The organism is Neorhizobium galegae (assembly GCF_017877055.1).
In the GTDB taxonomy this organism is placed as follows: Bacteria; Pseudomonadota; Alphaproteobacteria; order Rhizobiales; family Rhizobiaceae; genus Neorhizobium; species Neorhizobium galegae_D.
In genome coordinates, this window is record NZ_JAGIPG010000002.1 from 1,725,164 (window position 1) to 1,737,978 (window position 12,815).

General features: G+C 61.2%; 9 protein-coding genes and 1 tRNA gene. 2 read left to right on the top strand and 8 right to left on the bottom strand.

Translation table 11 applies throughout. The annotated features are described in order from the left end of the window. Positions 1-229: 229 nt before the first annotated feature. The 6 genes from J2857_RS19075 to J2857_RS19100 form a co-directional block, all read right to left on the bottom strand. Positions 230-4,042: a vitamin B12-dependent ribonucleotide reductase gene (locus J2857_RS19075; protein WP_210011592.1), complete on the bottom strand. Its 3,813-nt coding sequence runs from the start codon at positions 4,040-4,042 to the stop codon at positions 230-232. 910 nt (positions 4,043-4,952) lie between these two features. Then, the gene (locus J2857_RS19080) at positions 4,953-5,534 is read right to left on the bottom strand and encodes a hypothetical protein (RefSeq protein ID WP_210011593.1); all 582 of its coding nucleotides are present in this window, start codon (positions 5,532-5,534) and stop codon (positions 4,953-4,955) included. Positions 5,535-5,594: 60 nt separating this feature from the next. Continuing rightward, on the bottom strand, positions 5,595-7,442 hold the full coding sequence (locus tag J2857_RS19085) for a methyl-accepting chemotaxis protein (RefSeq protein ID WP_210011594.1): 1,848 nt from the start codon (positions 7,440-7,442) through the stop codon (positions 5,595-5,597). Positions 7,443-7,838: 396 nt separating this feature from the next. Beyond that, positions 7,839-8,336, bottom strand: a complete 498-nt coding sequence (gene gpt, locus J2857_RS19090; protein WP_210011595.1) for a xanthine phosphoribosyltransferase — start codon at positions 8,334-8,336, stop codon at positions 7,839-7,841. Positions 8,337-8,414: 78 nt separating this feature from the next. Continuing rightward, a complete protein-coding gene (locus tag J2857_RS19095) occupies positions 8,415-9,254 on the bottom strand; it encodes a universal stress protein (protein ID WP_210011596.1) in 840 nt (279 codons plus the stop codon). Between the two features lie 124 nt (positions 9,255-9,378). Beyond that, entirely contained in the window at positions 9,379-10,164 is a 786-nt protein-coding gene (locus J2857_RS19100; RefSeq protein WP_210011597.1) for a competence/damage-inducible protein A, read from the bottom strand. A 248-nt stretch (positions 10,165-10,412) separates the two neighbouring features. On the opposite strand from J2857_RS19100, the gene wrbA reads away from it, so the two are divergent. Continuing rightward, a complete protein-coding gene (wrbA, locus tag J2857_RS19105; protein ID WP_210011598.1) occupies positions 10,413-11,012 on the top strand; it encodes an NAD(P)H:quinone oxidoreductase type IV in 600 nt (199 codons plus the stop codon). 56 nt (positions 11,013-11,068) lie between these two features. Here the strand turns inward: wrbA and J2857_RS19110 are convergent, their stop codons facing one another. Both J2857_RS19110 and J2857_RS19115 read right to left on the bottom strand, forming a co-directional pair. After that, a complete protein-coding gene (locus tag J2857_RS19110) occupies positions 11,069-11,821 on the bottom strand; it encodes a 3-oxoacyl-ACP reductase family protein (RefSeq protein ID WP_210011599.1) in 753 nt (250 codons plus the stop codon). A gap of 72 nt (positions 11,822-11,893) precedes the next feature. Next, positions 11,894-12,436, bottom strand: a complete 543-nt coding sequence (locus J2857_RS19115) for a TetR/AcrR family transcriptional regulator (RefSeq protein ID WP_245363427.1) — start codon at positions 12,434-12,436, stop codon at positions 11,894-11,896. A 232-nt stretch (positions 12,437-12,668) separates the two neighbouring features. Here J2857_RS19115 and J2857_RS19120 point away from each other — a divergent pair. Then, positions 12,669-12,754, top strand: a tRNA-Leu gene (locus J2857_RS19120). The last annotated feature ends 61 nt before the right edge of the window (positions 12,755-12,815 follow it).

Genomic DNA, 12,815 nt, shown 5'->3' on the forward strand with positions numbered 1-12,815 from the left:
CTCCAGACCTCAATGCTTGATGGGATTGACGACATCTGGAGCATTCCAGCTCACCGCCTTGGTCTCGGAGACTTCACTCCGACGACCACACAGCTCAAGCTGCGTTAGGGTAGCCGCTTAAATGCATCACGATACACACACGTCGCCCAAAGGTTTCGGGCGGCATTTGTGTCACGATAGTGTCGTTATGTCATACTGATTGTCGCGCCACATCAAAGCGCCTTGCTAATTAGCTGCACCCGCTCGTCGCACCGCAAGTGTCGCACTTCTCGCAAGTCCCATTCCGGACCATCGTGAAGTTCTGGCACTCGCCGCACATGTTGCCCGTATAGCCTTGGGCGATCGAGCGCATCCGGCGTTCGTTTTCGACCTTCTTGGCTTCCGTCTTCGCCGTTGCAGCCTCGTCGGCGGCCTTGTCGGAGAAGAGCGCTGTCGTGGCGGCCTGTTCCTCGGCCAGTTCCTCGACGATCTCTTCGGCGAGTTCCTTGGCGCGCTCCTCGTAGTCCCGCTTGAAGGAGACGATTTCGGAGGTGGAGATGGCAACCGTCGGTTCCAGCTTGCGGGCGGCGGCACCGGCAAAGGCGGTGACGTTGGTGCCGGCCGAGGCGCGGGCAGGGGCGGCGGTGGCCGAGCCCTTGATCTCGGCGGCCGGGCGGTCGCCGCCGGTGCCGGAGACGAGCACCGGCTTGTAGCCGCGGGTCAGGCCCTTGGAGACCACGTCCGCCTTGCCTTCCGAGACGCCGCGGCCGAGCGCGGTGTTGTTGAAGTCCGACGTATCGACATGGGCGAGGTCGTGGCGGCCGAGATAGGAGATCGCCAGTTCGCGGAACACGTAGTCGAGGATCGACGTGGCGTTCTTGATCGCGTCATTGCCCGTGACGATGCCGGCCGGCTCGAACTTGGTGAAAGTGAACGCGTCGACATATTCCTCGAGCGGCACGCCATACTGCAGGCCGAGCGAGACGGAGATCGCGAAGTTGTTGATGAAGGCGCGCAGCGCCGAGCCTTCCTTGTTCATGTCGAGGAAGATTTCGCCGAGACGGCCGTCGTCGTATTCGCCGGTGCGCAGGAAGATCGTGTGTCCGCCGATCTTCGCCTTCTGGGTATAACCCTTGCGGCGGCCGGGCAGTTTTTCCTGGCTGCGGACGACCTTTTCGATGATCCGCTCGACGATCTTTTCGGTGATCGTCACGGCTTGGGCGGCTGCCGGCTGGGCCAGCAGTTCCTCGACGGCGTCTTCCACATCGTCATCGGCAATCAGCGACGAGTTGAGCGGCTGGGAGAGTTTTGAGCCGTCGCGGTAAAGCGCGTTGGCCTTCAGGCCGAGCTTCCAGGACAGCATGTAGGCGGAACCGCAATCCTCGACGGTCGCGTCGTTGGGCATGTTGATCGTCTTGGAGATCGCACCCGAGATGAACGGCTGGGCGGCCGCCATCATGCGGATATGGCTTTCGACCGAGAGATAACGCTTGCCGATCTTGCCGCAAGGATTGGCGCAATCGAAGACCGGCAGATGTTCGGCCTTCAGGAAGGGCGCGCCCTCCAGCGTCATCGCGCCGCAGACATGGATGTTGGCCGCCTCGATGTCCTTCTTCGAGAAACCGATGTGTTCGAGCAGGTTGAAGCTCATGTCGGTGAGCTGTTCGTCGCTGACCTTCAGCGTGCCCTTGAGGAAGTCGGCGCCCAAGGTCCACTGGTTGAAGACGAACTTGATGTCGAAGGCGGCCTTCAGCGCGCCGTTGACGGCCTCGATCTTCTCGTCGGTGAAGCCCTTGGCCCGCAGCGAGCCGGGGTTGACGCCCGGAGCCTGGTTGAGGTTGCCGTGGCCGACGGCATAGGCTTCGATCTCGGCGATCTGGCTTTCCGAGTAGCCGAGCGTGCGCAGCGCTTCCGGGACGGCGCGGTTGATGATCTTCCAGTAGCCGCCGCCGGCGAGCTTCTTGAACTTGACGAGCGCGAAATCGGGCTCGATGCCGGTCGTGTCGCAATCCATCACGAGGCCGATCGTGCCGGTCGGCGCAATGACCGAGACCTGCGCGTTGCGGTAGCCGTGCTGTTCGCCGAGGGAAAGCGCCTTGTCCCAGGCGGCCTTGGCATGGGCGACCAGATCCTGGTCCGGGTTTTCCGAATGGATCAGCGCCACCGGGTTGACCGACAGCTGTTCGTAGCCGGAGGTCTCGCCGTGTGCTGCGCGGCGATGGTTGCGGATGACCCGCAGCATGCTGTCGCGGTTCGGCGCGTAGTTCGGGAACGGGCCGAGCTCGGAGGCGATTTCCGCCGAGGTGGCGTAGGAAATGCCGGTCATGATTGCGGTCAGCGAGCCTGCGATGGCGCGGCCTTCCGGAGAGTCATAAGCGATGCCGGTCGACATCAGGAGGCCGCCGATATTGGCGTAACCGAGGCCGAGCGTGCGGTACTGGTAGGAAAGTTCGGCAATCTGGCGCGACGGGAACTGCGCCATCATCACCGAGATTTCGAGGACGACGGTCCAGAGCCGCGTCGCATGTTCGTAATCGGCGATGTTGATGCGGGCGGTCGCCTTGTCCTTGAACTGCAGCAGGTTCATGGAGGCGAGGTTGCAGGCCGTGTCGTCGAGGAACATGTATTCCGAGCACGGGTTCGAGCCGCGGATCGGGCCGCCGGCAGGCGACGTGTGCCAGTCGTTCATCGTCGAGTTGAAGTGGATGCCCGGATCGGCGGACGCCCAGGCGGCGTAGGAGATCTGTTCCCAGAGGTCCTTGGCCTTCAGCGTCTTCATCACCCGGCCGTCCTTGCGGGCGGTGAGGTTCCAGTCGCCATCCGTCTCCACGGCGCGCAAAAAGTCGTCCTTGAGCGAGACGGAGTTGTTGGAGTTCTGGCCGGAGACGGTGAGGTAGGCTTCCGAATCCCAGTCCGTGTCATAGGTCTTGAATTCCAGGTCCTTGTAGCCCTGGCGGGCGAACTGGATGACGCGGCCGACATAGTTTTCCGGAACCTGGTCCTTCTTGGCGGCTTTGATCTCGCGCTTCAGCGCCGGGTTCTTGAGCGGGTCGTAGCAATCGTCGCCGCTTCCGCCTTCGCAATTGAGGCAGGCCTTCATGATGGCCTTCAGGTGCTTGGAGACGATCTTTGAACCGGTGACGAGGGCCGCCACCTTCTGCTCTTCCTTGACCTTCCAGTTGATGTATTCCTCGATATCCGGATGGTCGATATCGACGACGACCATCTTGGCGGCGCGGCGGGTGGTGCCGCCCGACTTGATGGCGCCGGCGGCGCGGTCGCCGATTTTCAGGAAGCTCATGAGGCCGGAAGAACGGCCGCCACCCGAAAGCTTTTCGCCTTCGCCGCGCAGCATCGAGAAGTTGGAGCCGGTGCCGGAGCCGTATTTGAACAGGCGCGCCTCGCGGACCCACAGGTCCATGATGCCGCCTTCGTTGACGAGATCGTCCTCGACCGACTGGATGAAGCAGGCATGCGGCTGCGGATGCTCATAGGCCGACTTCGACTTCGTCAGCTTGCCCGTGAAGGGGTCGACATAGAAATGGCCCTGGCCGGGGCCGTCGATGCCATAGGCCCAGTGCAGGCCGGTGTTGAACCACTGCGGGGAATTCGGGGCGACGCGCTGGGTGGCGAGCATGTAGGCGAGCTCGTCCATGAAGGCGGCGGCATCTTCTTCGGAGGTGAAATAACCGCCCTTCCAGCCCCAATAGGTCCAGGTGCCGGCAAGACGGGAGAAAACCTGGCGCGCATCGGTTTCGGAGCCGTACTGCTCTTCCTTCGGCAGCGCCTTCATCGCTTCCGTGTCAGCTACAGAGCGCCACAGGAAGGAGGGGACGTCGTTTTCCTCGACCTTTTTCAGGATCTTCGGAACGCCGGCCTTGCGGAAATATTTCTGCGCCAGAACGTCGGTCGCGACCTGGGAGAATTGCGCCGGCACGTCGATATCGGCAAGCCGGAAGACGATCGAGCCGTCCGGATTGCGGATCTCGCTGATCCCCTTGCGGAATTCGATTTCCCCGTAAGCGCCTGTGGCCGGCTTGGTGAAACGACGTTCGATGCGCATTGCCTTAAATCCCTCGTCTGTTGGCGCCCGATTGAAGAGCGCAGATGTGCCGCTCCAGCCCACGCGTTCGACGCGCGCAGCCGGTTGAATGTTTCCGATCCCAGGTGACCATCCGTAGATGCCAACCTGTATGTTGTGGTGATAACGGCTGCAACACTACTACATATAGTATTAACAGAATCTTTCCGCCAGTCCCAACCGTTGTTCCGGAGCGGAAAATCGAGCACGCACGGAGACCGTGATAGCAGCCCGCCCCTCATAGCCGGACTGCATGGTCTTTTCCCGTCAAACTCGAAGAAGAACCGGCCTCGTGATTCCGGTCCAGTCGCCGCCGCAACGTAAGGGACACTGTCGGACGACCCGAGAGATTCGTCAAGGCGTAGATCGCTACGCTTTTGTAACCACAAGATATTGTGCCTGTCAGGCTGTGGATAACGGGGACGAAGAAATAGCCGAGGATTCTCAGGCAGTTGCGAGGACGGCTTGAAGCTTGCGTAAGAAGGTGCCGAAATATTTCGTGACAGCCATACCCTACGACAAACCCGGCTCAGCGCGGTTTTGAAGGTCCGGCCGTACCATATTGAGGCACTTCAAGAATCCACAGCCACTAGTAATAGATCAGCCCGCGCTGATTTTGGACCGCGCGGGCTGATGACAAGCACCGGGATTTTTGGAAGGGGCTGACGAGAATCAGTCGTTGGCGAACGGCCCCCGACGGGTGAAGCTCTGTCCAAGAAATAGGCCCAGGCGTCCTGACTGGCTTAAGCCCAAGAACTCTGGCCACGTAGGTTGTTCGAAAAAGCGAGGACGTTTGCCGAACAAGCTCGTCATCGGGGGGCCAGAGTCTGGTTTATGTGTCCCGGCGCTGCGGCCTCAACGATGCCGCAGCGCCGAAGCAATCTCGCCCGGCTCAGAGAGAATCGACGTTTATCCCGATGGTAACGGCGCCGATCGGCGTTCCGCTCTCATCGGAAATCGTCACGCTTGCCTGCGATTGCAGCGTCTGGGACGATTCGTCTTTTTCGACCTCGTCGACGAAGAGCGCGTTCTTGCCGGCACCGAAGGACTTCTTGAACTTTGCCTCGTCGCCCTGCCAGTAGTCGGAGGTTATGTCGCTCTGCCCGACATTCAGCCCCTTGGCATCCATGACGAAGATTTCGGTAATGGCACCCTCGGACTTCTCCTTCTTTTCCACGAGAAGTTTCGACAGAGCGTTGTTCAGCACGCCGTCGATCATCGCACGATTGGAGCTGTCGACCTCGGCGCGCCATTTCTTGTCGAGCGCCAGGATATCGGCGTCGCTCAGCTTGGCATTGGCAGCGTTCTGGGCCTTGATCGCCGAGATCACCACGGCATCGTTGAGCCAGGGCTTTATCTTGGCGGTGACATATTCGCTCACCGGTGCGACATGGGCCTCCTCGGCCAGAGCCGTGCCAAGCGGCAGGGCGAGTACGGTGCTGCCGAGAAGGAGCATGATGACGATCTTATGCATAGGTGTTTCCCTTCCATAGGTTGCTGACGTTTATGAAGTCATGCGGCTGCAGAGGCGTCTTCAGGACGCCTGTCTGATGGGAGCAGCAAGGCCGGATCTTTTGTCGGAAAGAGAGTGATGGTTCCCCGATCCGGAGTGGGTCCGGGCGCCATCTCCGGCCGATTTTCCGACAGTAAACCTGCTGGCCGAACTCAGCAGCAGCCGGCCTTGAGAGAGCAGTTCCTGGCAGGCGGCATTGGTTTCTTCCACCATCGCCGCATTCTGCTGCGTTGCGTGATCCATCTGATTGATGGCGGTGTTGATCTCCTGCAGGCCCATGGCCTGTTCCCGATAGGACTGCACGATCGAAACGATGCTGTCGCTGATGCGGTTGATCTGGTCGCCGATCTGAAGAAGGGCGTCGCCCGTGTCGTTGACAAGCCCGACACCGGCCGCCACCTCTTGATTGGAGCTGGTGATCAGAACCTTGATTTCCTTGGCCGCGTTGGCCGAACGCTGAGCGAGTTCCCGTACCTCCTGAGCAACGACTGCAAAACCCTTGCCGGCCTCTCCCGCCCGCGCCGCCTCGACGCCGGCATTCAGCGCCAGGAGATTGGTCTGGAAGGCGATCTCGTCGATAACGCCGATGATGTGGCCGATCTGGCTGGAGGAGGCCTGGATTCGGTCCATCGCGCCGATTGCATTGCGGACGACGGTTGCCGAGGAATGGGCGCCTTTCTTCGTCTCTTCGACGAGGTGCCCGGCGCTCTCGGCCTTTTGCGAAGAGGTTCTGACCGTTGTTGTGACTTCACCGAGGGAGGCGGCTGTCTCCTGGAGCGCGGCGGCCTGTCGTTCGGTGCGCTGAGCCAACTGGTCGGCGGCACCAGCAAGCTCGCTGGAGCGATCCTCCACCTGGTGAGAGGCTTCCTTGATCTCCGTCAGGGCGGCGGCAACCGCCTCGACCATGTTGTTGAAGTCCTGCTGCAGTTTTTCGAAATCCGGGCCGAGACCATCGAGATGAGTCGAAAAGTCGCCTCCGGCAAGCCTCTCCAGCGCGTGTCCGAGCTGCGCCATGACGGCCCGTTGCGTGTTGCTGGTTTCCTCGGTGATCCTTGCATTGCGGGCGCGTTCCTCGTCAAGCGACTGGCGTTGCTCGGCGGCGATACGCTCTTCTTCGACCTTCGCAATAGCCTCTCCGCGGAACACTTCCAGGGCACGCGAGAGAACGCCTATCTCGTCGCCATTGCGCTGGTATTCGACCGGGGAGGTGAGGTCGCCGGTTTGCAAAGCGATGATGCGCGCACTGAGGTTCCTGACGGGGCGTCCGACAAGTCTGCGCATTGCAAAGAGGAAGGCTGTGACCGCTACGGTGATGACGAGCAATTGGATAAGCAGCGTATTCAAAACCTCCTGCTGTGCCGTGGCGAGGATTTTCGCCACCGACCAGGCGGTGAAGAGATAGCCTGTGACCTTGCCGGATTTGTCTGGAGGCAGGGGCACAATGATCCCGACCAGACCTCTGGAAGCCAGTGTCGTATCGACAACCGTTTCGTCGGGTTTCTGACCGATCGCCTGGGCCAATTCGGCGGAGGACAGGACGCCTGGTACGCCTTCGCGTGCCCAGATGTCGACTGGGGCGAGTTCGGCGTTGAACGCGGCGAACTGGACCAGGTTGAGGGCCGGATTGTCGCGCGACAAGGCGTAGGCTTCCCGCACCGCATTGACCTTGCCCCATTTCACGCCGCCGGCCGCAACCGATGCGAATTGCTCCGCGCCGCGTGACCACTGTGTCGTCGCCGTGCTGATCAGCAAGCGTGTTTCCGATATCCAGGTATAGGTTGCCAATGCGGAAACGCCGCAAATGTTGACCGCGACGATAAGCGCCGCCAGTTTGGTGGTGAGCGGCATCCTATTCAAAAAATCACGCATCCAGGGCCTCGATGTCATGCAGACGCGACCGGGAGATCCCAGTCAGGCGGATTGAATTCGGACATCGTACGCTGGGAGTGTTACACGGCAGGCGTCATGCCCGTGTCGCCATTGTCAGGCAAAGCCTACGGGCGACAGTGTTCCTCCTTTATATGAAGAAAATATAAAATTAGCACGCCCTCATGAGGAAAGCGGCATCAGGCAGCAGAAATATAGCGCTTGGAACGAAACCTCGATGCGAGTTCCTTGACGAATGCCAAATTCAGGGCACACGAAGTCCTCCGCGCGCCTTCACGACGCCGAAAGGCACGGATTTCGCGGCTGGCCGAAGGACGTGTTCTCGCGGAGATCACTCCACGTCGTCGCGCCCCGCCCGAAACGTTAGGGTTGTAGACCTTAGCTGCGGTCCGCCTTGGCGATCGGCTCCTGATAGGTAAAGCCCATGTCCCAGGGGAAATAGATCCAGGTGTCCTGGCTGACTTCCGTGACAAAAGTGTCGATGGTCGGCACGCCGGAGGGTTTTGCATAGACGCAGGCGAAATGCGCCTTCGGCAGCATGGTGCGCACTTCCGATGCCGTCTTGCCGGTATCGGTCAGGTCGTCGATCACGAGCACGCCGGCGCCTTCGTCGGCCGTCAGTTCGGGAGTGATCCCCTTGAGCAGGTTCATCTCGCCCTGGTTGACGTAGTCGTGGTAGGAGGCGATGCAGACCGTCTCGATGAGGCGGATATTGAGTTCGCGCGAAATGATCGCCGCCGGCACCAGGCCGCCGCGGGTGATGCAGACGATGGCGCGGAAATCCCGCTTGAGACCTGCAAGACGCCAGGCAAGCGCCCGGGCATCACGATGGAATTGGTCCCAGGAAACGGGGAAGGCTTTTTCGGGAAGAGACATGAGGCTGGCCACCATTAGCGAAAGCATGTTGTTGGCTCTCGCTAATAGCGGCAATTCGCCCGGTGACGCAAGGATTTGTCAGCGGGAAAGCAAAGTCAGCGCCGTCATCGAATCGAGCAGGCTGCGGGTGACGCCGCCGAACAGCATTTCCCACCAGCGCGAATGGCCATAGCCGCCCATCACCAAAAGATCCACGCTGCCTTCCGACAGGTGGTTCTCGATCGCCGCTGCCGCAGAGATGCCGCTCTTTCCCTGCGTCGACAGCGTCACGTTGATGCCGTGCCGGGCAAGGGTGGTCGCGATCTCGGCGCCCGCCATGTCCGGCGTCTGGCCGCCGCGGTCGCCCGGATCGACGCAGAACACCTCGACGCTGTCGGCACCTTTGAGGAACGGCATCGAATCGAAGGTTGCCCGCGCCGCTTCCCGCGACCCGTTCCAGGCGATCATCACCCGCTTGATCGGCTGCGGCACTTTCATCGTATAGGGGACGAGCAGCATCGGCCGGCCGCTGTCGAACAGGAAAGTCTCCAGATCGGCGCGGTGATCGGCATGGGCTGGATCGCTCTGGCTGGCGACGATCAGGTCGACCGCATGGGCGGTATCCATCACCGAATGGGAACCGTAACCGGCCGACGACATGAAGCTGCGCCATTCGATGGAAAGACCCTCGCGGGCCGATTGGGCCTTGAAGATCCGCTCGACCTCGGCGGTTTCCTTCTGCGCCGCATCCTGGAGGATCTGCACGGCGGCGGGGTCGGGAATTTCCATCGGCGCAATCAGCGGCACGGCGGCGAGCGTTTCGGCATGTACGCCGATCAGATGGGCGGAGAACCGTTCGGCGAGCGCTATGCCGAAATCAGTGATCTGCCTGGCGTTTTGAGGGGTGTCGAGAACGGCGAGAATGGTCTTGTAGGCCATAGCTGTATCTCCTCATCAACTGGTTCTGCGGAATTGGGAACCAGTATCTGATAAATAGGTGTGTCGCGCCTTGATCCCGGTCAAGGAGTGGTCGTCGATAGAAGGAAAGGCAGGGTGCCGCGGGTCAGGCGTCGGCCGTCGGATTGGTGAGGATCTTGGCCCGGTCGATGCCGGCGATCATCTCCGCCACGGCTTGGGCGGCCGCGTCCAGGACCTGCGGGTCGCGGGCGCGCACGACGATCTCGGTCGAGAACCGCTGCCCGTCATATTTCGGATAGGAGCCGATGCTGGTCTGTGGATGCGCCTTCTGCACGGCCGACAGCAGCGTGCCGATATCACCTTCGCCATAGGGGCAGGGCAGCGCCCGCGACAGCATTTTCGCGCCGGAGCGCAGCATCGGCAGCACGTTGTCGACCATCGCCTGGAAAACCTGCGGCACGCCGGCCATCACATAGACATTGCCGATGATGAAGCCCGGCGCGGTCGAGACGGGGTTCGGAATATGCCTGGAGCCCTCGGGCATGCGGGCCATGCGCTGGCGAGCTTCGGTGAATTCCATCTCCCGGCGCTTGTACATGTCGGCAAGCAGCCTCATCGCATCGGGATCATGGATGCAGGGCACGCCGAAGGCTTTCGAGATCGCGTCTGCGGTAATGTCGTCATGGGTCGGGCCGATGCCGCCGGAGGTGAAGACATAGTCGTAGCGGGAGCGGAGCGCATTCAGCGCCTCGACGATCGCATCCTCCTCGTCGGCGACGATGCGCACCTCCTTGAGGTCGATGCCGGAAAGCGTCAAGAGATCGGCGAGATGGCCGATATTTTTGTCCTTGGTCCGGCCGGACAAAAGTTCGTCGCCGATGGCGAGCATGGCGGCGGTGACGATCAAAGGTGGTTGCGACGCTTCAGACATGGATATTCCTCCGTAAGTGCCACACTCCTAAGCCCAATTTTTTCAGGGCAGAAGCAATTTTGTCGTGGGGGATGCAGAAACCGCGTCTGTTACGAATTTATGATCCGCAAGCGAAATGTCGTCTCCAGATGCTGAACAGTGCGTAGCCCCGGCGCGGGCTGTCGTTCCCGCGTAAAGCCGTTACATGTGAGTTCGGTTCTGGCCGCAGACGGCCTTGTTCATACATCAGACACTGAATGGAGAAGATCATGGCAAAGGTTCTCGTGCTTTATTATTCCGCTTACGGCCACATCGAGAAGATGGCCTATGCCGTTGCGGAAGGCGCGAAGTCGGCAGGCGCCGACGTGACGGTCAAGCGCGTTCCGGAACTGGTTCCGGAAGAGGTCGCCAAGGCCTCTTATTACAAGATGGACCAGCAGGCTCCGGTCGCGACTGTCGAGGAACTGACCGAATACGACGCGATCATCGTCGGCGCCGGCACCCGCTTCGGCACGGTCGCCTCGCAGATGCGCAACTTCTGGGACCAGACCGGCGGCCTCTGGGCGCAGGGCAAGCTGGTCGGCAAGCTCGGCTCGATGTTCACCTCGTCGGCCACCCAGCACGGCGGCCAGGAATCGACCATTTTGGGCTTCATCCCGACCTTCCTGCACCAGGGCATGGCGGTCGTCGGCCTGCCCTACGCCTTCGCAGGCCAGATGGGCACCGAGGAAGTCAAGGGCGGTTCGCCCTACGGCGCCAGCACGATCACCAACGGTGACGGTTCGCGCCAGCCTTCCGAGATCGAACTCGAAGGCGCAAAATACCAGGGCGCCCACGTCGCCAAGCTGGCCGCCAAGCTTGCTGCCTGATTGAATTGAGATGAATGAAGGAAAGGGCGCGGCGAGTATCGCCGCGCCCTTTTTCGTCATGCGAGGTAGCCGCCGTCGATGGTGAGCGCCGAGCCGGTGATGAAGCTCGATTCGGGGCCGGCGAGATAGGTGACCAGGCTCGCGACCTCATAATCCTCGCCCACGCGGCCGATCGCCATCAGCGGTTTGGTGAGGGCACGGCTTTCCTCGCTGGAATTCATGTCGGTTGCCGTCGGCCCCGGCTGGATTGCGTTGACGGTGATGCCGCGGGGGCCAAGATCGCGGGCGAGGCCGCGCGTCATCGAGGCGATCGCGCCCTTGGTCATGCTGTAGACCGAAGAGCCGGGAAAGCCGCTCCGCTCCGCGGCCACGCTGCCGGTGGTGATGATGCGGCCGCCCGGCTGCATATGCGGCAGGGCCGCCTGGATCGCCACGAACGCCGCGCGGACATTGACGTCGAACATCCGGTCGAACGTGGCAAGATCGTAGTCGTCGACCAGGCCGCGCACGAGAATGCCGGCATTGTTGACCAGGATGTCGAGCCTGCCGAAGGCGCTCGCCGTTTCTGCAACCGCCGCTCTGACCGCGTCGGCATCGGCACTGTCGGCCTGGATCGCCAGCACCCTGCCGCCGGCCGACTCGATTTCGGCCGCAAGCTTTGCTGCCTGTTCCCCGGAAGCGGAATAGGTGAAGGCGACTGCCGCGCCGTCGTTCGAGAGGCGGCGGACGATTGCAGCACCGATGCCGCGCGAACCGCCGGTGACGAGCGCGACCTTGCCGGCGAGAGAGGACGAGAGAGAAGATGGCATGGAAATTTCCTTCTTTATTGGATCAATCAGTCTAGAATTTGGCATGCGAAAACGATGCGAGAGACATGTCCTTCAGCGAAGGCTTCGAAGTGCGGTCCGGGCTATGCCCTGGAGGACCTGGGATGAAGCTCCGGCACGGGCGGCAACCTTGATGCCGGTGAGCGTTGCGAGGATGAATTGTGCGGCTTCGGCGGGGACGAGGTCCGCTGAAGCCTCGCCGGTGCTGGCCGCTTCGGAAATGCGCGTCTCGAGGGCCGACAGCAGGGCGCGGCCGGAAATCTCCGTCACCAGCGTCACTTCGCGTTCCGAATGGCCGAATTCGCAGATGGCACTGATGCCGAGGCAGGCGGGGGCGGGGCTGGCGAGCGCGGTTTGAATCATATTCTCCAGAAGCGCCTCCACCCCTTTGATCGGAGAGGCTTTTCCGTTGAGAACGGAGATCTGGGAGGCGACGCTTTCGGTGACGTAGCCCTGCAGGGCTTCCAGGTAGAGTGTCCACTTGTCGCCGAACGTGTCGTACATGCTCTGGCGGCTGATCCCCATCGCCTTCAGGAGCACCTCCGTGGACGTGCCTTCGAAGCCGTGATCGGAGAAAACCCCGATCGCCTGCTTCAATACCGTTTCCCGCTCGAATTCTTTTTGCCGTGCCATGAACAGGAAATAGGAATTCCAGACTGATCTGTCAAGAATTTATGCTGCATATTCCTCGACCACCGATGCGACCGTGAATGAGACGGCGCTGGCCCTCCGCTCATCCGGCAGCCCCGCTTTTTTCACGGCCGGCGAACCGCTTCCGCAATTTGGGTGCTTGACGAGGTCGCGCAAGTTCAAGAAACAGGACGCCCATGCGGACGTGGCGAAACTGGTAGACGCAAGAGACTTAAAATCTCTCGGCCTTTGGTCATGCGGGTTCGATCCCCGCCGTCCGCACCAGGCCTGACCTTGCCTGCAACCGTTTTCGATGAAAACCGTTGGATATCCACTTCGATGGAGG